This is a genomic window from Mycobacterium sp. IDUB_39 (assembly GCF_055419205.1).
Window position 1 is genome coordinate 270902 of sequence record NZ_JBVAXF010000002.1, and the last position, 21189, is coordinate 292090.

Genomic DNA, 21189 nt, shown 5'->3' on the forward strand with positions numbered 1-21189 from the left:
GCCCCGCCGAAATCGGGCAGGGGGCACGGTGCGGCGATGCTCATCAGTTCTTCTCCTTCGAGTGCCGAAACCTCACTACGCAATGTGTAGCTAAGTTTACTCGGCGGACAATTGCCGCGCTCCGCATCCGGTCAGCGATGTCGGTAAGAATCGCGGCTCGGCGCACACTCGCGCCATTATCTGAAATAGAAAATGGATCGTGACACGCATCTGAACGGGCAAGTCATCTTCACTCTCTGTTTCAGAGAATGGCGAAGAAGTTCGCGCCACACACGCCGGAGAATGGTGTTGCAAGAATGTATGCGAATGGGATACAACGGCTGCATGAAGTGAATCAGCAAACTCACTGCGGCTGCGTCCCTCGCTCTCACCGCCGCGGTTACGGCCATTCCGGCCCCCGCCGCGGCCGACCCCGATCCCGGCCCCATCTGCGATCCCGCGTCCATCGGGTATTTGCCCGACGTCTGCGCGCAGATCCTTCGGGCGCGCGACCACCCGGTGGTGTTCACCACCACGCCGGCCACGCCCACCACGTCGTCGGGCAACTCCAGCGGTGGCGGCCTGATGGGCTGGATCGACAGCCACGTCGGGACGCTCATCGTGATCGGCCTCGCGGTCATCGTGATCGCGATCTGGCGCGGCGTGGCCCGGGAGAACGCCGAGGCGAAGCGCACGGCTGACGCTGCCACCCTCGCCCGAGGCCGCCAGATCGCGGCGGACGCGCACGCCCAGCGGGTGGCGGCGGCCCGGGCCGCCGCCCCGCAGCTCGACCCCCACCTTCACCACGGCTGACACCGGCGCGGCCACCCGCGCCTCGGCACAACTTCGCAATGCCGCGCGCTCGCTGCGTACGCAGATCGACGTGAGCTCACAGGCCCTCGCCGACTTGGAGACCGACGACCCCGCTCGCGCCGCGGCGGCACTCGAGCGGTGGCGCCGGCGCCAGTTTCTGATCCGCCGCCGCGAGAACGAACTCATGCTTCTGCTGGCTGAGTGCGGCGCCAGCGACCGCGGCCTCGGCGAGGTGATGGCCCTCAACCGGCAGACGGTTGCCCGCCGCCTCACCGCCGCCCGGGACGAGCGGGAGGCCGCTTCGTGACCCGCACACACGTATACGGGGCCCGCTACAGCGGTGGCCGCCCGACCACGGCCGCATCCGGTGACGGGGCGGTGGCGGGGGTGTCGCAGAAGCCCATGACGTGCGGAAACGCCTCCCGTTTCGCGGTATCGGCCGCAGGTGATGACCCACCGTTGACCCATTCACCGCGAACCGACCTGCGGTCGACGCAGAGAACGCACAGGTCACCGCGTTGAGGCTTCCGAGCTGAGCTGGGAAAACGGACGGCCGCCGTTCTGAAAAGCGGAAGGTCGCCGGTTCGATCCCGGCCCTGGCCACTGAGAGAACCCACCGGTGACGGTGGGTTTTTCTGGTTTCTGAGAGAGTTCGCTGCGGTCGCAGCCCACTAGCAGCGCAGCGCGGGCAGCGCCGCCAGCCGGCCCACTGCCTCGCGGATCGTGGCGGGCCTCAACTGGCCGTACCCAAGCACGAGACCCGGACTCTGGGCATCGGGCTGGGCCCGGTAGTCGTCCAGGTCGGTGACGAGCACGCTGTGACCCCGGGCTTGGTCGACAACGGCGGCCGACGAGATGTCCGTGCGCAGCTGGGCCACCACGTGCAATCCGGCCTCTGTTCCCGCGATGTGGGTGATCGCCGGGACCGTCGCAAGCTCCTGCAACAGCACCCGGCGTCGGTCTTGGTAGAGCCGACGCACCCGGGCAATGTGGCGGGCCAGCTCGCCGCTGCCGATGAGGTGCGCGACGGCCTGTTGAACGGGTGCGGCGACGGTGGCCCCCAGCATGTCGCGCACCTGCAGGACGCGGTCGAGCAGGTGCGGCGGCACCCGCAGATAGCTCAGCCGAAGTCCCGGGTCGAGCACCTTCGAGATCGTTCCCAGGTACACGGTGCTGGCGTCGGGGTCCAGGCCGGCGAGGCTGGGCAGCGGCGCGACCCCGAACCGGAACTCGCTGTCGTAGTCGTCCTCCAGGAGGATCACCCCGGACGTGCGTGACCACTCGATGATGTCGCGCCGCATTCCTGGATCGATTCGATGCCCCAGCGGATATTGGTGGCTGGGGGTTAGATACACCGCGGCGATCCCCGCATCGATGGACCGCAGATTGCTGAGCAGACGTCCCGGGTCGGTGACGTCCAAGGGAGCCCACCGCACGCCCAGCGCCGTGAATGCGTCACGCACCTGCGGGTAACCAGGGTCCTCGACGGCGACCGTGCCATCGCGCCAGTCGAAGGCGAGTGCGAGCAGAGTGAGGGCCTCGGCGGTGCCCGCGCACACCACGATCTGCCGGGGTTCGCAGGGGAGACCGCGCGAGGATCCCAAGTACGACGACAGTGCTTGACGCAGCGGGAAACAACCGGCCGACGGCGGCGGTGCGCTCGAGGGCTTGACGGTGCGCCAGGCCGCGCGCCAGCCCGCCATCGAGACGTCGGCGGCGTTCACGTCCCCCGGTCGCATGTCGATCTCGAGCCGTACATCAGCAGGGGTGTCGGTGCGCGGATCGTCGAGGCGGCCCGAGCGTGGGGCGTCCGGCCGATGCGACACGTAAGTGCCTGCGCCCTGTGCGGACTCGATCCAGCCCTCGCCCTCGAGTTCGAGCAGCGCTGACACCACCGTGCTCCTGGAGACGCCGAGTGTCGTTGCCAGTCTCCGGCTCGAGGGCACAGCGCATCCTGGCCCCAGCAGCCCGGATTCGATCGCCGCCCGAAGCTGCCGCACGATCTGCGTCCGGATGGCCTCACCGCTGGCGCGGTCGATGTCCATCGGAATATCCACGGCCGTGCCAACACCCCCTTTCGGCCGGGCGTGCGGCCCGGCGGCAAGCGGCACGATCATCCCATCCCCGTAGCGACGGAACGGGTCGCGTGAGCAGTGGACTGGTCGGAATCGGTGTTTTTGGACTGTTGTCACGGTTGGGCCGGACGGCACCATCGCTTGCATGACAGTGAGCCTCGATGAGCTGCCCGATACCCCCGAGCTTCGCGTGCACCGCTACAAGGAGCTGCAGCGAAGGAACCGCTCCGATCTGCACGCCATCCTTGACGCCGGAACCATCGCGCACATCGGATTCGTCCGCCCAGACGGCAAGCCGATGGTGATCCCAATGGCCTATGTGCGGGACGGCGAGTTCCTTCTCATGCATGGTTCGTCGGGGGCGGGGCTCACCAAGTCGGCGAACGCCGGTGTGGATCTCGTGGCAACGATCTCGATCTTCGATGGACTCGTCTACGCCCAATCCCTGTTCGACTCGACTGTGAACTACCGCTGCGCCGTCGTCTTCGGCACGGCGCTCGCCGTGTCGGCCGAGGAACGTGAGGACTGCGTCCGCAAGATCTCCGAGCACCTCATGCCCGGGCGATGGACCGAAGTGCGTCCACCGACCAAACGCGAACTGGCCGCCACCTACGTGCTGCGACTGTCGCTGGACTCGGCCAGCGTGAAGGCGAGAGAGGGACATCCCGACGAGGCCCCCGAGTCCGGCGTCTGGACCGGATACGTTCCGTTCGACACCGGCATCGGGCAGCCTGTGACCCAGCCCGGTGTCGAGGCCGAGCGACCCGAATCCCTGAAGAAGTCAGCCGCGGCATGGTCACGGCGGCTGGCACGGCCGTAGGTTGATCGCCTAGCAGGCCCTCAGGGGGTCACCGGGGCCCCGCACCGATCCCGGAAGTCCTTCGAGGGTTGCCGGATGCGTTGAAGTTCCTCCCTGACACCCGGGTTGGCATCCAGGTACGTCTGCACCTTCGATGAGATCTGGTCCTTGGGCTGGCCCTTGAGACTCGTGAAGAAGTCGTTGACTGGCGGGTTCTCAGTCAGGTAGTTCGACGTGTCGAACGTGACCCCGGACATCACTCGCGCGAGTTCAGCCGCTGTGCACGGCGGCGGAACGGGTGCCGGCGGTGGTGGTTCGGCCGCGGCGGTCGCAGCGGCGAAGAGCATTGCACCGGCAATGGCGCCGGTGCCGATGGCTACCGCCGACGTGCGGCGTGCGGAGTGCATTGAGGGCAACATGGTGGCTCCTTCATCAAGTGGTGTGACGGGGTTGTGGGTAGTCGCTCAACGGGGTCCGATGATGCCGCCTCCGCCGCCGCCGCCTCCGCCGCCGCCAGGACGGTTGGGACGGTCGGGACGGCCCGGATCCCAGCCGATGTCGAGATCCCAGTCAGTGCCGCAGTACCAGTCGTTCTCGCATGGATACGGCACGACCGGACTTGCGACGCGTGGAACCCCATCCGCGCCGCGGACCTCGCCCTGGGCGCATACCGTTGCCCCGCCGGCGTAGTTGCAGTCGGCTGTCGCGGGGGGCGCCGCGACGACTATCGCGATGGGCACGGCGGCCGCCGCCAGACCCACTCTCAGGTAGCGCTGTGTTGATCGCACGGCTGCCTCCCTCTCTTCGGTTGACAGGCACCAGGGCCCCAATTTCGGGAGCATAAATCTGCCGACTACGCGTTGTGAGCGTTATTGCGATTCCCGAATGACGGCCTATCCCGCGTTCATGTGTATACCGCGTTAAATTGATTGAATACGGAAATAGTGGGCAAACAATTCTTCTTGATCATGAAACCCATGTCGGGTGTGCTGTCGCTGACCTGGTGCCATCGGTGTGTGTGGTGCGGGTGCGGAGTAGCTGCGTTCAGTCGTTCAAGCCGTGCCTCCCTCGACAAATACCGTTGCCAGATGAATCGCGAATTCAGAACGGCTGCGGGATTCAGTCGAATATCGCCGACGCCGGCTGTGAATGTTCATTTGGCCAGTGAAATTCGACCGCTTCCCGGGCTGTCCGGGACCGGCGGTAGGCTTTCCCTTCAGTGAAAGCCGATTTCCGCCAACGCCTGTTCGACGCGCTCGAGGAGTCGATCGCCGAGGACGGATATCCGAAGACCACGATCGCCGACATCGTGCGCCGAGCGCGCACGTCGCGCAGGACGTTCTACGAGCACTTCGCCAGCAAGGACGAATGCTTCGTCGCGCTGCTCGCCGAGGCCAACGCCACACAGATCCGCCGGATCACCGGCGCTGTCGACCCGACTGCGGCATGGGACACGCAGGTGCGCCAGGCCATTGAGGCGTGGATCGCGTCGGTGGACTCCCGGCCCGCGCTGATGCTGAGCTGGATCCGCGATGTGCCCGCACTGGGGTTGACCGCCCGCGACCTTCAGCGCGACGCCATGGAGAACTTCATCACGATGGTTCAGGCGCTCGCCCAGTCCGAGGGGTTTCTCGCCGGCGGGGCAGGCCCCGTGTCACGGCACCGGATCGTGATGCTGCTGGGTGGCCTGCGAGAACTCACCGCGGTCACCGTCGAGAGTGGCGGCCGGATGAGTGACATCACCGATGAGGCGGTCGACGCGGCCATCGCTTTGGTCAGCCCGCGAGGTTGACGCGGTACGTTACCCACCATGGTCCGACCTGCGCAGACCGCGCGCAGCGAGCGCACTCGCGACGCGCTGCAGAAGGCGGCGCTGGTGCGCTTCCTGGGCCAGGGGCTCGAGGAGACCTCCGCAGAGCAGATCGCCGCCGACGCCGGGGTGTCGCTGCGGACGTTCTACCGGCACTACACCTCGAAGCACGACTTGTTGTTCGCCGACTACGACGCAGGGCTGCAGTGGTTTCGCGCCGCGCTGGCCGAGCAGTCCGGCGAGGAGTCCATCATCGAATCGGTGCACGCGGCGGTGATGTCGGCGCCCTACGACGTCGACGCGGTGGCCAAGATCGCCGAGTTGCGTGCGCGGGAACTCGACCCCGGGCGCATCGTCCGGCACATCCGTCAGGTGGAGGCCGACTTCGCCGAGGCGGTCGAGGAGTATCTGACGCGCAGCGACCCACCCGCGGCGGGTACCGACGAACGGCTGCGCATCACCGTCACGGCGCGCTGCATCTCGGCCGCGGTGTTCGGCGCGATGGAGGTGTGGATGCTCGACGAGAACCGGTCCGTGCCCGAACTCGCGCGGCTGTGCCGTACTGCGCTGGAGTCGGTGTCTGAGGGGTTCGACGCGGATCGCCGCTGACGCACATCCCAAGTTTCGTCATTATTGACAAAACGTGAGACACCGTGCCAGCCTCGGAACATGACGGACTTCGACGCCATTGTCATTGGCGCAGGACACAACGGGCTCGCTGCGGCGGCGCTACTGCAGCGCAACGGCCTGCGCACGCTCTGTCTGGAATCCAAGCTGTACGCGGGCGGTATGGCCTCGACCGTCGAACTCTTCGACGGGTACAAGTTCGAGATCGCGGGGTCGCTCCAGTTCCCGACCTCGGCCAAGGTCAGCGCGGAACTCGGTCTCGACGACCTGCCGACCGTGGACCTCGACGTCATGTCGGTGTCGCTGCGCGGCATCGGGGATGACCCCGTCGTGTACTACGCCGACCCGATGCGGATGCTCACCCATCTCAACGAGGTGCACGGGGCCGAGGCCGTCAACGGGATGGCCGGGCTGATGGCGTGGAGCATGGCCCCCACCCGGGCGCTCGGCCGGTTTGACGCGGCGGCCCCGCCCAAGACCATCGACGAGATGTATGCCTGCGCGAACAACGAATTCGAGCGCTCGGCGATCACCGACATGCTCTTCGGCTCGGTCACCGATGTCCTGGACCGGTACCTCCCCGACGCCGAGAAGCACGGAGCCCTGCGCGGCATGCTGTCGTTCCTGGCGATCAACACCACCTACCGCGGTCCCGCCACCCCCGGCAGCGCCGCCGCGCTGGCGTACGGGCTGGCGGTCCCCGATGAGAACGCCAAGTTGATGAAGAAGCTGCGTGGCGGAATCGGCGCGCTCACAGCACATCTGGTTGACACCCTCGTCTCCGGTGGAGGTGAGCTGCGGCTGCGCAGCAAGGTCGAGGAGATCCTGGTGACCGACGGCCGGGTCACCGGCGTGCGTCTGGAGGACGGCTCGACCGTCAACGCCAACGTCGTCGTATCCGGTCTCGCTCCCGACCTCACCGTCACCAAACTCATCGACCCGAACGTCCTGCCGGGGGATGCCCGCGAGCGGTTCGCCCGGGTCGATCACCGGGGCAGCTACCTGCAGATGCACTTCGCGCTTGACGGCATGCCGACGTTCGCCGCACCCTACGAGATGCTCAACGATCCCGAGATGCAGGCGAGCATCGGGCTCTTCAGCACACCCGAGGAACTCCAACGGCAGTGGGAGGACTCTCGGCGCGGAATCGTTCCCGCCGACCCGGCGATCGCTATGCAGTTTCCCTCGGTGCACGACCCGGCGCTGGCCCCCGCTGGCAAGCAGGCGATCTCGGCGTTCTCAATGTGGTTCCCCGTCGAGACCGGCGACGCCAGCTACGGCGATCTGAAGGTCGAGATGGGTCGTCGTGTCATCGAGAAGATCACCAGGGTGGCACCCGACTTCGAGTCGAAGATCATCCGGCACACGACGTTCACGCCGAAACACATGGGCACGATGTTCGGAGCCCCGGGCGGCGACTACTGCCACGGCCTCATTCATCCCGAGCAGATGGGGCCCAATCGCCCGGGCCCCAGGGGTTACATCGATCAGCCGCTTCCGATCGAAGGGCTGTACCTGGGCAGTGCCGGCTGCCACGGCGGGCCCGGCATCACCTTCATCCCGGGGTACAACGCCGCGACGGCCGCACTCGATGACGCGCGCTAGGCGTCACTGAGTCTCGTCACCCTGGTCGGCGGGTCCGGTCGGGGTTGCGCCACCCTCGTCGGTCCAGTCGGACTTCTCGTCGCTGCCCTTCGCAGGGTCGCTCTGGACGTCCTTGGCGCCCTCGGGCCCTGACCCGGACTCGGTGGTTTCGGGGTCACCTGCTGTGCTCACCCCCCGGTGGTACCCGTTTCGTCGGGCTCGGAAACCGTCAGGACGGCCTCGGCGACGTAGGGATCCCGCTCCAGCCGGTGTTCCAGGTCGCGCAGTGTGCGGGCGATGGACGACTCGACCCGGTCGCCCTCCAGGTCCACGCTGGCGATGACGAAAAGGCGCTTCGGTCCAATGAATTCGGGTCGTAGGAAGCGTACCGAAGCGACCTCGGGGAAGTCGGCGAGTCGAGCGACGAGCGCATCGTGAATGCGTGGTGAGCCCGACTCGCCGGTGAGGAACACCCGATTGCGGTCGATCAGGACCACGGCCACCACGCCGAGGAGGACGCCCACCAGGATGGAACCCGCGGCGTCCCACACCACCTCGCCGGTGAGCTGGTGGAGCAGGATGCCAACGAAGGCGATGGCAATCCCGATCAGGGCGGCGGCATCCTCCGCGAACACCGCACGCACCGTGGGGTCCGACGTGCGCAGCGCGTACTCGAGGACATCGCTGTCGAAAGTCTTTGCGTCACGCCGCAGTTGTCGAAGAGCCTGCAGTAGCGACACACTCTCCAGGATGAAGGCGATGGCGAGGACCAGGTACGCGATCCGGTAGTCCTCAGCGGGGTCACTGCCGTGCAGAAGTTCGGTGACACCACGCCAGATGGACACCGCCGCACCGACGACGAACAGGCCTACCGCGGCGAGCAGCGACCAGACGTAGGCCTCGCGGCCGTAGCCGAGCGGGCGTCGCGCGTCGGCGTCACGGCCGCCTCGCCGGTTGGCGATGAGCAGGAAGACCTCGTTACCGGCGTCGGCCCACGAGTGCGTCGCCTCCGCACTCATCGACGCGGATCCGGTCAGCGTCGCCGCAACTGTCTTGGCGATGGCGATCACCAGGTTCGCGGTGAACGCGACCGCCACCGTGAGGGCGCTGTCACCCTGGGACTTGGCCACGGCGGATCAGTCGGTTCGGCGCTGCAGTTGCTCCAGCCAATCTGTCGGCACCCGACCACGCGGACCCGGCACGGGGTCATCCTCTGGATGATTCTGTGGCCCAACGAGTTCGGGGCCCTCGTAGTAGTCGGCGGTGCGGTAGTCCCAGAACCAGTCCTCACCGGGCTCGAACGACCGGATGATCGGATGGCCGGTGTCTCGCCAGTGCGCCGAGGCGTGCCGGGCCAGCGAGTCGTCGCAGCAGCCGATGTGGCCACACGCCGCACACCGACGGAGGTGAAACCACCATCCGCCGACGGCATCGCACTCGACGCAACCCATCCCGCTCGGCGGGACTGCCGGATTCACCTCGACGCCCATCTGTCCGAGCGTAATTGTGAATGCGCGAATGCGTGCGGAGACGGGCGCTACTTCTTCTCGCGCCAACCCCGCTCGAAGGGCAGGCGCCACGCATTCGGGGCGATCAACTGGTGGATGGCGTTGGGTCCCCACGTGCCGGGTTGGTAGAGCTTGACCGGGGGCGGATCCTCCAGGAGGTGCGTTGAGCGTTCCCAGAGGGATTCGATGCCCTCGGCGGTGGTGAACAGCGTGTGGTCACCGCGCATCGCGTCGAGGATCAGGCGCTCGTAGGCCTCCAGTACGTCGCCGAGTTCCTCGGTCTCCTGGGTCGAGAACTGCATCGACATCTTGTCGAGCTTCATGCCCGGCCCCGGTCGCTTGCCGTAGAACGACAACGACACCTTGGATGCGTCGGCGAGGTCGAATGTCAGGTGGTCGGGACCCTCGGCGCCGACGCCCGAGCCAGCCGGGAACATGGTGCGCGGCGCCTCCTTGAAGGCGATCGAGATGATCCGCATGCCCTCGGCCATCCTCTTGCCGGTGCGCAGGTAGATGGGCACGCCCGCCCACCGCCAGTTGTCGATTCCGACCTTCAGTGCAATGAAGGTCTCGGTGTCGGAATCCCTTGCGACACCGTCCTCGTCGCGGTACCCGACATACTGTCCGCGGACCACGTCGGCGCACCGAATCGGCAGCATCGAGCGGAAGACCTTGTTCTTCTCCTCGCTGATGGCGCGCGGTTCCAGTGCGGTCGGCGGCTCCATCACCACGAATGCCATCACCTGCAGCAGGTGCGTGACCACCATGTCCTTGTAGGCGCCGGTGCTCTCGTAGAAGTTGGCGCGCTGGTCCAGACCGAGGGTCTCGGGGATGTCGATCTGGATGTGGTCGATGAAGTTGCGGTTCCAGATCGGCTCGAACAGCCCGTTGGCGAAGCGGAACGCCAGGATGTTCTGTGCGGCCTCCTTACCCAGGAAGTGATCGATGCGGAAGATCTGCCGCTCGCGGAACGTGTCGTGCACGAAGTCGTTCAGTTCGACGGCACTGGCCAGGTCGGTGCCGAACGGCTTCTCCATCACCACCCGGGAACGTTCGACCAGACCGGCGTCGCGCAGCATGGCGATGACGGCGCGGGCGGCCTTGGGCGGCACCGAAAGATAGTGCAGCCGTTGTGTGTCCGGTCCCAGCTGCGCCTCGGCGGTCGCGACGGCCGCGGCCAGGGCCTCTGGCCCGGCGCCCTGCGGCACGTAGGTGATGCGGCTGGCGAAGCTCTGCCACTGCTCGTCGGTCAGCTTGTGCGTGCTGAACGCGTCGACCGCCTCCTTGGTCAGCGCCCGGAACTCGTCGTCGGTGAGGTCCTCCAACGACGTGCCCACGACGCGGATCTTCGGTGCCAGGGACGACAGGACGAGATAGGCCATTCCAGGCAGCAACTTGCGCTTCGCCAGGTCGCCGGTCGCGCCGAAGAGGACGATCACGTGCGGTGCCAGCGCTGCATCGTCGTGGCGGTGGGGGCGCGCGCCCGGTGCGGGGTAGGCGATGGTCTGCGGATTGTCCGGCTGGTCTGTCGTCTCTGCTGCCACGGAGTTGATGCTTCCACTCGCTGGTGAACTGCGCACGACACTGCGCAGACCCCGCTAATGTCGCGGCATGGCAACCAGTGATTCGCGTGAAGTCGTCATTGAAGCTACGCCCGAGGAGATCCTGGACGTCATCGCCGACGTCGAAGCGACGCCGACGTGGTCACCGCAGTATCAGAAGGCGGAGATCCTCGACCGCTACCCCGACGGGCGGCCCAAGCAGGTCGAGATGACGGTGAAAGCCGCAGGCCTGACCGACGTCATGGTGATTGAGTACACCTGGTCTGACAACGGCGTGACGTGGACCCTGGTGTCGTCCGGGCAGCTGAAGGCGCAGGACGCCGGCTACACGCTGACCCCCTTGAGGGATACGGCGGACGAGAAGACCCGAGTCAAGTTCGACATGAAGATCGACCTGTCGATTCCGATGCCCGGCTTCATCCTGAAGCGCACCTTGAAGGGTGGGATGGAGACCGCAACCGACGGGCTGCGGAAGCAGGTCCTGAAGGTCAAGAAGGGTTGAGCACGGGACCCCTGGCGGGGGTGCGGGTCATCGAGCTCGGCGGTATCGGACCGGGCCCGCACGCGGCCATGATCCTTGCCGACATGGGTGCCGACGTCGTGCGTGTGCGGCGACCCGATCCGGGCGAGCGAGGCGACGGGACAAAGAGACCGCTCAAGATGCCTGCCGAGGACCTCGACCTGCTGCACCGCGGTAAGCGCATCGTTGATCTCGACGTGAAGGCCGACCCCCAGGCGTTGCTCGCCCTGGCGGCGAAGGCCGATGTGCTGCTCGACTGCTTCCGGCCGGGCACGTGCGAGCGGCTCGGCATCGGGCCCGACGACTGCGCGGCGGTCAACCCGCGGCTGATCTTCGCGCGCATCACCGGATGGGGGCAGGACGGGCCGATGGCCACCACGGCGGGCCACGACATCAACTACCTGTCGCAGACCGGGGCGCTGAGTGCCATCGGCTACCGCGACCGACCACCCGTCGCGCCGCTGAATCTCGTCGCCGACTTCGGTGGTGGGTCGATGTTGGTGGTGCTCGGCATCGTCGCCGCCCTGTACGAGCGGGAACGCTCCGGCAGGGGGCAGGTGATCGACGCCGCGATGGTCGACGGGGTCAGCATCCTGGCCCAGATGATGTGGACCATGAAGGCGACCGGCTCTCTGAAGGATCAGCGCGAGTCGTTCCTGCTCGACGGCGGCGCCCCGTTCTACCGCACCTACGAGTGCTCCGACGGCGGGTACATGGCCGTCGGGTCCATTGAGCCGCACTTCTTCGCGCAACTGGTCAGTGGGCTGGGCCTGAGCGCCGATGAGGTGCCCAACCAGTCCGAGCTGGGCCGCTACGACGAGATGCAGACGATCTTCGCCGAACGATTCGCGAGCAGGACGCGCGATGAGTGGACGGCGGTCTTCGCCGGTACCGATGCGTGTGTGACGCCCGTGCTCACCTGGACCGAGGCGGCGGTCAGCGAGCACCTGACGGCTCGGTCCACGATCGTGACCGCAGACGGGGTGACACAGGCTGCGCCCGCTCCCCGGTTCTCCCGCACGCCGTCCGGCCCCGCCGGTGCGCCGCCGCAGGTGACCACCCCGATTGACCAAATCGGCTGGTGAATCTCGGTTAGCTGGGCGTACGGCCTGCGACCCGCCGGAGTAAGGACTAAAATTTGCTCTATGGCAGTGCGAGCCAGTCGGGAAGTGGTGTTCGACGCATCACCCCACGCCATCCTCGATGCGCTTGCGGACATCGAGGATGTGCCGTCGTGGTCGACGCTGCACCGGCACGCCGAAGTGCTCGACCGGCATCCAGACGGTCGGCCACACCACGTCAAGGCGACGCTGAAGATCATGGGTATCACCGACAAGGAAGTGCTGGAGTACCACTGGGGTGAGGACTGGGTGGTGTGGGACGCCGAGGACACGTTCCAGCAGCGGGGTCAGCACGGCGAGTACAAGCTGACCCGCGAGGGCGATCAGACACGAGTGCGGTTCGACCTCATCATCGACCTGGCCGCGCCCATCCCGGAGTTCCTCATCAAGCGAGCCAAGAAGCAGGTCCTCGACGTTGCCGTGGACCGGCTTCGATGCCGCGTGACGCGCAATCACGGGTAGCTACCGGTCAGACTCGTGGTGATCCGAAGGGAATGCCTGCGTAGCCGCGTGCGGTTGTGAGCGATATGCCCACCGGAGTAGTGCTCTTGCCAGATGCTCGTGCCGACAACCACGTCGACGACGTCGTCGAGCAGGCCCGTAAGGCCTTCGATGTCGGTGTCCGCCAGATTTGGCTGGCCCAGCAGTTCGACCACGATGCCATCGCGCTGGCCGGGATCGTCGGCGCGGCCGTACCCGGCCTCGGTGTGGGTACATCGGTCGTGCCGATCAACCCGCGACACCCGCTGATCGTCGCGTCGCTGGCGCAGACCGCGCAGGCGGCATCGCACGGAAACTTCAGCCTCGGGCTAGGTCTCGGCGCGCACGCCCCCGAGCAGACGGCCTTCGGCACCGCGTGGCCCAACACCATCGACCGACTGCGCGAACACCTGCAGGTCCTGCGATCGATATTCGACACGGGTGCCGTCGACTTCCACGGGAACGAATTCACCGCAAGCCCGGAGTGGCCCGTCACGGTACCGGGCGGAAACCCAGTCCCGGTGTACGTCGCAGCCATGGGGCCCAAGGCTTTACGCGTGACCGGCGAACTGGCCGACGGCACGCTGCCGTTCCTCGCCGGGCCGCGCACCATCGAGGAACTCATTACGCCGACCATCACCGAGGCGGCGGCCGCGGCCGGACGTCCCGCACCGAGGGTCATCGCCATGGTTCCGGTTCTGGTCACCGACGACGTCGACGGGGGCCGTGAGGTTGCGGCCGAGCAATTGGCGTTCTACGGGACGATCCCGTCCTACCAGAAGGTCATCGCCCGCGAGGGTGTCGGCTCCGTCGCCGACTTGGCCGCGGTGGGTGACGCGGAATCCGTTCTGCGACAGTTACGTCGCTACCTCGACGCCGGTGCGACTGATGTCGTGCTGAGCCCGCTGCGCGGTGTCGATGCGGATCCGCGCCCGCTCTGGGAAGCCGCGTCGGCGATCTGAGGGTCACGGCATCAGGATGGGCGTCACGTCCAGCCCCAGTGTGGAGCCGGCGTGCATGATCACGTCGTCGACACCGGCGCGATCGTGTATTGCCCGGTAGGCCAGCCAGAATGCCGGGTCCGGCACCGAGGCTGCCGAGAGTCGTGCCGCGAGTGCCTCGATGAGCGCAACAGTGGCGGCCTTGGTGCTGTACTCCAGGACCAGGCATGGTTTCGTGTTGATCTGATCAAACGAGGCCAGCCCGTCGATCAGGTAGCCGCCGTCCAAGTCGGCCTGTTCCACCCGAATCGGAACCAGGTGTTTGGTACCGGAGATGGCCCGGCGCGGTTCGGTTTCAGCCGGCTTGTCATGTTCGGGCGGGTGGGCGCGCACCGCATCGAACGGGTCCGTTCGTGACCCGAGATTCTTCAGAAGCAGTGGTGTGATGCTCAGCCGGGGATGTTCAGCGGGGGAGGCCACTCTGCGCCGGTGCTCTTCGGCCAGATGCAGTACGTCGGAGTCCGACACCGTGGAGGTCTCGTTGTCGCGCAACAGCTTCGGCCGGGTACTTCGACGGTACTCCGTCGGGGTCTGATGAAACCAGTCGACGAAGCTGCGGGTGAAGTACTTGAGGTCGGAGAAGCCGCTGGCCGCCGAGATCTCCAGCACGGTGGCATCGGTCGCCAACAGCAGTCGTTCGGCCGCGGCGACCCGCAAGAACACGAGCAGATCGCGCAAGCTGATCGAGGACACCTCCTTGACCAGGTGGGAGACATACGACTTGGAGTAATGCTGCTGCGCGGCAATGAGATCCAGAACATCACGCTGGTTCGCGTGCTCGACGAGATGGCGGAAGATGGTCAGGAACTTCTCGCGGCGGCCGGTGCTGATGGGGGCGTCACGGTTGTAGTAGTGCTCCAGTGAGTACCCGTCGCACAGCAGGCGGATCAGCTCGTCGCATCTGGCGTGTGAAGCCGGCGTCCGGCCGCTCTCCGACGTGGTCGCCGCATCCTCGATGAGGCCGAGGAGCAGGCCACGCAGCAGGGCTTCCTGCCCGCGCCAGCGAGCGAGGTCGAACGACTCGCATGCGAAGACGATGTGCTCGACGAACGGGTCGACGTCGGCGAACGCGGCCAGGTCGAAATGCAGGACGGCGGTGACGTTGTCAGTCGAACCCTCGAGGTAGTGCGGGTCGCGTCGGTTGATCACCGCGTAGTCGCCTGGCTCCAGGTCGAAAGCCTCGCAACTGACCTGTACGTGCAGCTGGCCACGCAGCACGTACACGATCTCGAGTGCGTTCGGGTGCATGTGCATGGCTGTGGCGCGGATCGCCAGCATGTCGGCGTGCATCGGGAATCCCGGTTCGAACTCGACCGCCGCTTGAAACATCACCCCGCCGCCCGTGTGGAGGCCTCCCGGCCTGCGGCGCCCAGCCTAGTGGGCCGGTCGGTGGGCTACCAAGCGAACAGGCCGTCCTTCACCGTGAGCTTGCCATCGCAGAACGTGAGGTAGATGTTGTTGACGTCGTAGATGACCATCGGATCCTGCGTCGGGTCCTGGCGCAACACCAACAGATCGGCGAGCTTGCCCGGCTCGACGGTGCCGATCAGGTGCGACATCCCGACGGCCTCGGACCCCACCTGTGTCGCGGCGGTGATCGCCTCGCTGGTTGTCATGCCGTACTCGACCAGTGCGCGGAACTCCAGCGCGCTGTACTCGCCGTACTTGGTGAGCGGCTCGTACACCGTGTCCGAGCCGAGCGCGATCTTCACGCCCATCGACTTCGCTGTCTGGAAGCTCTGCACGGCCTTGCTGCTGTACTGGTGACCGAAGGCCTCGTCGTGGGTGTCGTACAGGTCGCGGTAGAGGAACGCATCCGGACGCGGTTTGGGTTGTGCGGCATCGCCGACCGGGACGAAGTCGCGATACCAGTTGACGATGAGCTGGAGGGTCGGCACCAGGATGGTGCCGTTGCGCGCCATCTTGGCCGCCAACTCCTCGTCGATGTCCTCACCGTGCTCGATGGTGTCGCACCCGGCGTCGACCGCCATGTTGATGGCTTCGCGGTTCTCGGCGTGGCACATCACGATCGTGCCCTTCTGCCGATGCGCCTCCTCGACGCAGGCCCGCAGTTCCTCGAACGAGTAGTGCACGTCGGCATTGCGGTCATGCGGCCAGTTGTCGCCGCCGCTGGCGAAGACCTTGATCGCGTCGGCGCCCTCCCGTAGCAGCAGGCGCACCGACTTGACGATCTCGTCGCAGCCGTCGGCCATGATGCCCCAGACGCCGTTCTCCTGGACGTAGTCGTGCGTGAACTGATGCAGATCGGCGTGCCCACCGGTGCGGGTCAGCCCAGGACCGCAGGCAATGACCTTCGGGCCGGGAATCTGCTGCTCGAAGAAGAGCCGCTTGAGGTAGAGGCCGTTCCACGACACGTCGCGGGCGGTGGTGACACCGCGTTTGAGCAGCTGCTGCGCCTCGTAGACCGAGCGCACCGCCCGCATCAGCTTGGGCTCGGCGATAACGCCGATCTCCTGGTCGTCGATCTGCGCCCGCCCACCCGACAGGTGGACGTGCGCGTCGATCAGGCCCGGCATGACGTAGTGGCCGGCCAGGTCGATTTCCTGCACATCACCGGTGCGCCGGTACTGCGACATCGGCAGCACGGCATCGATGCGTCCCCTTCGGACGATCACGGCCTGACCGTCGACGGGCGGTCCGCCGTACCCGTCGACGACGCTGACCGAGGTGAGGGCGAAGTTGTCTGCCACCTTCATCGGGGATTGGACTCCTGTTCCTGTAGGTCGTCGTCTTCCAGCCGCAACTCGACCGGCTTCTCGCGGAAACCCTTGGTGCTGAACGCCAGGTAGCCGACGCCGAGTGCCAGCCAGATCAGGCCCAGCAGCTTGGCGGAGGTATCGACGTTGAACCACAGCACCAGGCTCACCAGCACTCCGACACCGGGGACGATCAGGTACCGAACCAGGTCCCAGCCGTGACGCCGGTTGCCGCGGATGTAGTAGTGGTTGATCACCGAGTAGTTGACCAACACGAAACCGGTGAGCGCGCCGAAACTCATCAACGATGCTGCGCCGGAGAGGTTGTCGGCGTAGAAGATCGCGCTCAGTGCGATCAACGAGGTCAGCACGATGTTGTTGACCGGTGTGCGGAATCTGCGGTTCAGGGTGCCGAAGAAGCGCCTCGGCAGCGCCCCGTCGCGGCCCATCCCGTACAGGATTCGGGAGGCGGCGGCGAGTCCCGCCATCGCGCAGATCAGGCTGGCCAGATTGTCGGTGATCAGGAATGTCGTGGACAGCGCGGTGCCACCGATGCGTTCGAGCAGTTCGAAGATGCCAGCGTCCTGGTCGACGATCTCGGTGTAGCCCTGCGGCCACGCGATCTGAGTGAAGTACGAGATCAACGCGAAGCCAAGTCCGGCGGCGATCGGCACGATCATGATGGCTCGCGGGACCGTCTTGGCGGGGTCGATGGTCTCCTCCGCCATGGTGGACACCGCGTCGAAGCCCAGGAATGAGACGGCCAGGATCGAGGCGGCCAGCAGAACGTTGCCTGAGTCGAAGTTGCCCGGGTTGAGCAGTGCGGACGGGACGAACAACGATCCGCTGCCGTTGCCGCGCACCACATATCCGGCGATCAGTCCGATGAGCACGACGGAGAACAGGATCTGCGCGGCGATGATGACGGTGTTGATACGCCCGGTGGCCTTGACGCCGACGATGTTGGTCCAGGCGCCGATGACGGCAGCCGCCACCACCCACAACCACGTCGGCACGGCCGGAACGAACTCGTTCATGTAGATGCCGACCAGTAGGTAGCAGATCATCGGCAACAGCAGATAGTCGACCAGCATCACCCAGCCGGTGAGGAACCCGAGCCACGGATTGACGGCCTTGCGGACGTAGGTGTACGCCGAGCCTGCCACCGGATACGCCTTCACCATCGCGGCGTAGCTGTACGCGGTGAAGCACATGACGACTGTGGTGATCACGTAGGCCAGCGCCATCATGCCGCTGGTGAGGTTGGTGATGATGCCGTAGTAGTTGAACACCACGGTGGGTGCGAGGTACGCCAGGCCGAAGACGATCAGATACCGCAGGGTGAGGACGCGTTTGAGCGAGACACCCGATGCCGGCTGGCTGGCGTCTGTCATCTGGACCTCCCGGTAGGCGTGCATGGTCGGGGGCAAATGTAGGCCAGCCCCGGGGGGCGCGAACATGCCAAAGGCGCTCGGTGGACATGACGATGACGCTCTGCTGAGCGGTGACGCCCGAAAATGTCGCCAAACCCAATCCCATGCCGGAAGGGACCTACACAGTGTCACGGGCTTGGGTCGATCGCTTACACAATGGCAACGATCGTCTGCTGCCGCACCTGGCAGTGTGACGTGTCACATACAACTCCTGCTTGAGGTCGATAGTCGTGCCCGACACCATCTTCGAACGCCAACCACCATCGGAACACGTTGTGCGCCAAGCGCTGCGCGACACCGAGCTGGGGTGTTTCTGGGCTGCAGACCTCGGCGCGGTACCGCGGTATCCGCGTGCGACGGCAACCGCCCACTATGACCTGGTCATCGTTGGTGGTGGCTACACCGGACTGTGGAGCGCGCTGCTCGCGACGCAGCGCGATCCCGGTATCCGGGTGGCGCTGCTGGAGGCGGGGACGATCGGAAACGCCGCCTCGGGACGTAACGGCGGGTTCGTCGAGGCCAGCCTCACCCACGGTGAGGCGAACGGCCGCAGTCGCTGGCCCGCAGAGTTCGACACGCTGCAGCGGCTGGGTTACGAGAACCTCGACGACATCGAGAAGTCGGTGGTCGAGCTGGGTCTGGACTGCGACTTCGAACGCAACGGCGTGATCAACGTCGCGGTCGAGGACTACCAGGTCGAGGAGTTGCGGCAGTCCTCCGCCGGCCCGGATGTGACGCTGCTGGACCAGCGCCAGGTGCGTGAGCAGGTCAACTCCCCGACCTATCTGGCGGGCGCGTGGTCGGTCCGCGACGCCGCGACGGTCCAGCCGGCGAAGCTGGCCTCAGAACTCGCCCGGATGTGCCAGCGAAACGGTGTCAAGATCCACGAGAACACCGCCGTCACGGGGTTGACCGGTGCGCGCGGGCTGTCGCCGATTCAGATCGCCACCGACGCCACGACGTTGTTGGCCGACCGAGTCATCCTGGCTACCAACGCCTTCCCGTCGCTACTCAAGCGCTACCGGTATCACACCGTGCCGGTGTACGACTATGTCCTGATGACCGAGCCGCTCACCGGTGAACAGCTCGAGTCGATCGGGTGGTGGCGGCGACAGGGCGTCGCCGACATGTCCAACAAGTTCCACTACTACCGGTTGTCCGCCGACAACCGCATTCTGTGGGGCGGATACGACGCGGTCTATCACTACGGCCGACGGATCGACCCGAGCCTGGAGGACCGGCCCAGCTCCTACGCCACGCTGGCACGCCACTTCTTCACCACGTTTCCCCAGCTCGAAGGTATCAAGTTCACCCACCGCTGGGCTGGCGTCATCGACACGTCCACCCGGTTCTGCGCGTTCTTCGGCGCCGCCAACAAGGGGCGCATCGCCTATGCAGCCGGGTTCACCGGACTCGGCGTGGCGGCGACGCGGTTTGCCGCGAACGTCATGCTCGACAAGATCAACTCCCAGCGCACCGAGCGCACCGAGCTGTCCATGGTGTCGTCGAAGCCGCTGCCCTTTCCGCCGGAACCGTTGGCCTGGCTGGGGATCTCGGCGACAACGTGGTCGCTGGACCGGGCCGACCATCGCGAGGGCAAGCGCAACGTGCTGCTGCGGGCCTTGGACGCTGCTGGACTCGGATTCGATTCCTAAGGGAGGCAACAGATGTGCAACGATGTCCTTGCCGCCGGGCGCCCTGCCATCCCGGTCAGTCGCTGTCCGCGCAACCTGCCGCCACCAGCGCTCGATCAGTGGAGTTGGCAGCTGCACGGGCTCTGCCGGGATCATCCGGCAGAGGTCTTCTTCCCGGATGAGATTCGGGGTCGCCGTCTGGTGCGGCGTGAGGAGACGGCCAAGGGGATCTGTCGCGAATGTCCAGTCCTCGACCGGTGTCGGCAACATGCGATGACCGCGCCCGAGCCCTACGGCATCTGGGGTGCGATGACGGCACGTGAACGCGCCGCTGTGCTCGCCAGGACCGCTACCCCAGCACCTGCAGACGTCTGATCGCCTCGTCCATCGTCTCGTCGCGCTTGCAGAAGGCGAAGCGCACCAAGTGATTCCAGTCGCCGATGTGTTCGGCCTCGGGATCGCAGAACGCCGACATCGGGATGGCGGCGACCCCGGCGCGTTCGGGCAGCTGCGCGCAGAACGAGGTGCTGTCGGTGTAGCCGAGCGGGCGCGGGTCGGCGCACAGGAAGTAGGTGCCGAAACTGGGGTGCACGTTGAAGCCGATGTCGGTGAGCGCGGTGGCCAGCCGATCGCGCCTGTCCTGGAAGGACGCCCGCAGCTCGGCGACCCACGCGTCCTCGGTGTCAAGGGCGAGGGCGACGGCCGGCTGGAACGGGGCACCGCCGACGTAGGACATGTACTGCTTGGCCGCTCGCAGGCCGGCGATGAGGTCCCTTGGCCCGCATGCCCATCCGATCTTCCACCCGGTGGCGTTGAACATCTTTCCCGCACCTGAGATGGTGACGGTGCGCTCGGCCATGCCGGGGTAGCCGGCCAGCGGCAGGTGGCTGTGCCCGTCGAACACCAGTTGCTCGTAGACCTCGTCGGTGATGACCAACAGGTCGTGCTCCACGGCGATGGCGGCGATGGCGGCCAACTCCGCGTCTGAGGCCACCATGCCCGTCGGATTGTGCGGTGAGTTCAGGATCAGCGCCCGCGTCCGAGGCGTGACGGCACGCCGCAACCGGTCGATGTCGATCGCGAAGCCGCCTGCGTCGGATATCAGCGGGACGCTGACCCGATGACAGCCGGCCATCGCGATGACGGGGGAGTAGGAGTCGTAGAACGGTTCGATCAGCAGCACCTCGGAGCCCGGCTCGACCAGGCCGATCACCGCCGCGGCGATGGCCTCGGTCGCGCCGACCGTGACGAGCACCTCGGTGTCGGGGTCGTAGTCGATGCCGTAGTGCCGACTGCGCTGTGCGGCGATGGCCTCCCGCAGCGGGGCGATGCCCAGACCCGGCGGGTACTGGTTGACGCCGTCGGCGATGGCGTTCTGCGCCGCCTTGAGCATCGCCGCTGGCCCGTCCTCATCGGGGAAGCCCTGGCCCAGGTTGACCGCGCCCAGTCGCGCGGCCAGCGCGGATGTCTCGGCGAAGATCGTCACCGCGTAGGGCCTGAGCCGTTCGACCGTCATGGTCGCCGAG

The 21189-nt window shown here is 66.4% G+C and carries 23 protein-coding genes; 12 read left to right on the forward strand and 11 right to left on the reverse strand.

From position 1 onward, the window contains the following. The first annotated feature begins 453 nt into the window (after positions 1-453). Positions 454-792 (forward strand): hypothetical protein, encoded by a 339-nt coding sequence (locus tag ACZY0X_RS07510; RefSeq protein WP_463769041.1) that lies wholly within the window; start codon positions 454-456, stop codon positions 790-792. A 70-nt stretch (positions 793-862) separates the two neighbouring features. Then, the gene (locus ACZY0X_RS07515) at positions 863-1099 is read left to right on the forward strand and encodes a hypothetical protein (protein WP_463769042.1); all 237 of its coding nucleotides are present in this window, start codon (positions 863-865) and stop codon (positions 1097-1099) included. A gap of 364 nt (positions 1100-1463) precedes the next feature. On the opposite strand, the gene pdxR is transcribed toward ACZY0X_RS07515, so the two are convergent. Next, a complete protein-coding gene (gene pdxR / locus ACZY0X_RS07520) occupies positions 1464-2837 on the reverse strand; it encodes a MocR-like pyridoxine biosynthesis transcription factor PdxR (protein ID WP_463769044.1) in 1374 nt (457 codons plus the stop codon). A gap of 175 nt (positions 2838-3012) precedes the next feature. On the opposite strand from pdxR, the gene ACZY0X_RS07525 reads away from it, so the two are divergent. After that, positions 3013-3687, forward strand: a complete 675-nt coding sequence (locus tag ACZY0X_RS07525) for a pyridoxamine 5'-phosphate oxidase family protein (RefSeq protein WP_463769046.1) — start codon at positions 3013-3015, stop codon at positions 3685-3687. 20 nt (positions 3688-3707) lie between these two features. On the opposite strand, the gene ACZY0X_RS07530 is transcribed toward ACZY0X_RS07525, so the two are convergent. After that, positions 3708-4085 carry a heme-binding protein gene (locus ACZY0X_RS07530; RefSeq protein ID WP_463769048.1) on the reverse strand — a complete coding sequence of 126 codons (378 nt, stop codon included), beginning with the start codon at positions 4083-4085 and terminating at the stop codon, positions 3708-3710. A 45-nt stretch (positions 4086-4130) separates the two neighbouring features. Then, positions 4131-4454: a hypothetical protein gene (locus tag ACZY0X_RS07535; RefSeq protein WP_463769050.1), complete on the reverse strand. Its 324-nt coding sequence runs from the start codon at positions 4452-4454 to the stop codon at positions 4131-4133. A 431-nt stretch (positions 4455-4885) separates the two neighbouring features. Here ACZY0X_RS07535 and ACZY0X_RS07540 point away from each other — a divergent pair, with 431 nt between their 5' ends. Genes ACZY0X_RS07540 through ACZY0X_RS07550 form a run of 3 tightly spaced genes read left to right on the forward strand, consistent with a single transcriptional unit; the run spans position 4886 to position 7708 of the window. Further along, positions 4886-5458, forward strand: coding sequence for a TetR/AcrR family transcriptional regulator (locus ACZY0X_RS07540; RefSeq protein ID WP_463769052.1), 573 nt, complete (start codon positions 4886-4888; stop codon positions 5456-5458). 18 nt (positions 5459-5476) lie between these two features. Beyond that, positions 5477-6085 carry a TetR/AcrR family transcriptional regulator gene (locus ACZY0X_RS07545; RefSeq protein WP_463769054.1) on the forward strand — a complete coding sequence of 203 codons (609 nt, stop codon included), beginning with the start codon at positions 5477-5479 and terminating at the stop codon, positions 6083-6085. A 60-nt stretch (positions 6086-6145) separates the two neighbouring features. After that, complete coding sequence (locus ACZY0X_RS07550; protein WP_463769056.1) at positions 6146-7708, forward strand: phytoene desaturase family protein; 1563 nt, start codon at positions 6146-6148, stop codon at positions 7706-7708. Positions 7709-7711: 3 nt separating this feature from the next. Here ACZY0X_RS07550 and ACZY0X_RS07555 read toward each other — a convergent pair whose 3' ends face one another. The 4 genes from ACZY0X_RS07555 to zwf are packed head-to-tail and all read right to left on the reverse strand — an operon-like array spanning position 7712 to position 10739. Then, the gene (locus ACZY0X_RS07555; RefSeq protein WP_463769058.1) at positions 7712-7879 is read right to left on the reverse strand and encodes a hypothetical protein; all 168 of its coding nucleotides are present in this window, start codon (positions 7877-7879) and stop codon (positions 7712-7714) included. Further along, positions 7876-8817: a cation diffusion facilitator family transporter gene (locus ACZY0X_RS07560; RefSeq protein WP_463769060.1), complete on the reverse strand. Its 942-nt coding sequence runs from the start codon at positions 8815-8817 to the stop codon at positions 7876-7878. Before ACZY0X_RS07560 ends, ACZY0X_RS07555 begins: the two co-directional genes overlap by 4 nt. Before the next feature lie 6 nt (positions 8818-8823). Continuing rightward, on the reverse strand, positions 8824-9177 hold the full coding sequence (locus ACZY0X_RS07565; RefSeq protein WP_463769062.1) for a UBP-type zinc finger domain-containing protein: 354 nt from the start codon (positions 9175-9177) through the stop codon (positions 8824-8826). Between the two features lie 47 nt (positions 9178-9224). After that, entirely contained in the window at positions 9225-10739 is a 1515-nt protein-coding gene (gene zwf / locus ACZY0X_RS07570) for a glucose-6-phosphate dehydrogenase (RefSeq protein ID WP_463769064.1), read from the reverse strand. Positions 10740-10806: 67 nt separating this feature from the next. On the opposite strand from zwf, the gene ACZY0X_RS07575 reads away from it, so the two are divergent. From ACZY0X_RS07575 to ACZY0X_RS07590, 4 genes are all read left to right on the forward strand, one after another. Beyond that, the gene (locus tag ACZY0X_RS07575) at positions 10807-11259 is read left to right on the forward strand and encodes an SRPBCC family protein (protein WP_463769066.1); all 453 of its coding nucleotides are present in this window, start codon (positions 10807-10809) and stop codon (positions 11257-11259) included. Next, positions 11256-12362, forward strand: a complete 1107-nt coding sequence (locus ACZY0X_RS07580; RefSeq protein ID WP_463769068.1) for a CaiB/BaiF CoA transferase family protein — start codon at positions 11256-11258, stop codon at positions 12360-12362. The genes ACZY0X_RS07575 and ACZY0X_RS07580 overlap by 4 nt, the downstream gene beginning before the upstream one ends. A 60-nt stretch (positions 12363-12422) precedes the next feature. Then, on the forward strand, positions 12423-12860 hold the full coding sequence (locus ACZY0X_RS07585) for an SRPBCC family protein (protein WP_463769070.1): 438 nt from the start codon (positions 12423-12425) through the stop codon (positions 12858-12860). Positions 12861-12925: 65 nt separating this feature from the next. Continuing rightward, on the forward strand, positions 12926-13840 hold the full coding sequence (locus ACZY0X_RS07590; RefSeq protein ID WP_463769072.1) for an LLM class F420-dependent oxidoreductase: 915 nt from the start codon (positions 12926-12928) through the stop codon (positions 13838-13840). A gap of 3 nt (positions 13841-13843) precedes the next feature. On the opposite strand, the gene ACZY0X_RS07595 is transcribed toward ACZY0X_RS07590, so the two are convergent. From ACZY0X_RS07595 to ACZY0X_RS07605, 3 genes are all read right to left on the reverse strand, one after another. Continuing rightward, positions 13844-15208, reverse strand: coding sequence for a helix-turn-helix domain-containing protein (locus tag ACZY0X_RS07595; protein ID WP_463769074.1), 1365 nt, complete (start codon positions 15206-15208; stop codon positions 13844-13846). A gap of 65 nt (positions 15209-15273) precedes the next feature. Then, positions 15274-16596, reverse strand: a complete 1323-nt coding sequence (locus ACZY0X_RS07600; RefSeq protein ID WP_463769075.1) for a metal-dependent hydrolase family protein — start codon at positions 16594-16596, stop codon at positions 15274-15276. Beyond that, positions 16593-17990 carry an APC family permease gene (locus tag ACZY0X_RS07605; protein ID WP_463769077.1) on the reverse strand — a complete coding sequence of 466 codons (1398 nt, stop codon included), beginning with the start codon at positions 17988-17990 and terminating at the stop codon, positions 16593-16595. The genes ACZY0X_RS07600 and ACZY0X_RS07605 overlap by 4 nt, the downstream gene beginning before the upstream one ends. 269 nt (positions 17991-18259) lie before the next feature. Between ACZY0X_RS07605 and ACZY0X_RS07610 the strand changes: the two genes are divergently transcribed. Together ACZY0X_RS07610 and ACZY0X_RS07615 are read left to right on the forward strand one after the other, a co-directional pair. Continuing rightward, on the forward strand, positions 18260-19684 hold the full coding sequence (locus ACZY0X_RS07610; protein WP_463769079.1) for an NAD(P)/FAD-dependent oxidoreductase: 1425 nt from the start codon (positions 18260-18262) through the stop codon (positions 19682-19684). A gap of 12 nt (positions 19685-19696) precedes the next feature. Then, positions 19697-20038, forward strand: a complete 342-nt coding sequence (locus tag ACZY0X_RS07615; RefSeq protein ID WP_463769081.1) for a WhiB family transcriptional regulator — start codon at positions 19697-19699, stop codon at positions 20036-20038. Here the strand turns inward: ACZY0X_RS07615 and ACZY0X_RS07620 are convergent. Further along, positions 20013-21179 carry a pyridoxal phosphate-dependent aminotransferase gene (locus tag ACZY0X_RS07620; protein WP_463769083.1) on the reverse strand — a complete coding sequence of 389 codons (1167 nt, stop codon included), beginning with the start codon at positions 21177-21179 and terminating at the stop codon, positions 20013-20015. The genes ACZY0X_RS07615 and ACZY0X_RS07620 overlap by 26 nt on opposite strands. Positions 21180-21189 lie beyond the last annotated feature (10 nt).

Bases quoted from the DNA above. Each gene is read 5' to 3' on its own strand.
- pdxR (WP_463769044.1), bottom strand. From the start codon at position 2,837: ATGGACATCGACCGCGCCAGCGGTGAGGCCATCCGGACGCAGATCGTG.
- ACZY0X_RS07550 (WP_463769056.1), top strand. From the start codon at position 6,146: ATGACGGACTTCGACGCCATTGTCATTGGCGCAGGACACAACGGGCTC.
- ACZY0X_RS07530 (WP_463769048.1), bottom strand. From the start codon at position 4,085: ATGTTGCCCTCAATGCACTCCGCACGCCGCACGTCGGCGGTAGCCATC.
- ACZY0X_RS07605 (WP_463769077.1), bottom strand. From the start codon at position 17,990: ATGACAGACGCCAGCCAGCCGGCATCGGGTGTCTCGCTCAAACGCGTC.
- ACZY0X_RS07575 (WP_463769066.1), top strand. From the start codon at position 10,807: ATGGCAACCAGTGATTCGCGTGAAGTCGTCATTGAAGCTACGCCCGAG.
- ACZY0X_RS07595 (WP_463769074.1), bottom strand. From the start codon at position 15,208: ATGTTTCAAGCGGCGGTCGAGTTCGAACCGGGATTCCCGATGCACGCC.
- ACZY0X_RS07590 (WP_463769072.1), top strand. From the start codon at position 12,926: ATGCCCACCGGAGTAGTGCTCTTGCCAGATGCTCGTGCCGACAACCAC.
- ACZY0X_RS07565 (WP_463769062.1), bottom strand. From the start codon at position 9,177: ATGGGCGTCGAGGTGAATCCGGCAGTCCCGCCGAGCGGGATGGGTTGC.
- ACZY0X_RS07615 (WP_463769081.1), top strand. From the start codon at position 19,697: ATGTGCAACGATGTCCTTGCCGCCGGGCGCCCTGCCATCCCGGTCAGT.
- ACZY0X_RS07545 (WP_463769054.1), top strand. From the start codon at position 5,477: ATGGTCCGACCTGCGCAGACCGCGCGCAGCGAGCGCACTCGCGACGCG.
- ACZY0X_RS07585 (WP_463769070.1), top strand. From the start codon at position 12,423: ATGGCAGTGCGAGCCAGTCGGGAAGTGGTGTTCGACGCATCACCCCAC.
- ACZY0X_RS07620 (WP_463769083.1), bottom strand. From the start codon at position 21,179: ATGACGGTCGAACGGCTCAGGCCCTACGCGGTGACGATCTTCGCCGAG.
- ACZY0X_RS07600 (WP_463769075.1), bottom strand. From the start codon at position 16,596: ATGAAGGTGGCAGACAACTTCGCCCTCACCTCGGTCAGCGTCGTCGAC.
- ACZY0X_RS07525 (WP_463769046.1), top strand. From the start codon at position 3,013: ATGACAGTGAGCCTCGATGAGCTGCCCGATACCCCCGAGCTTCGCGTG.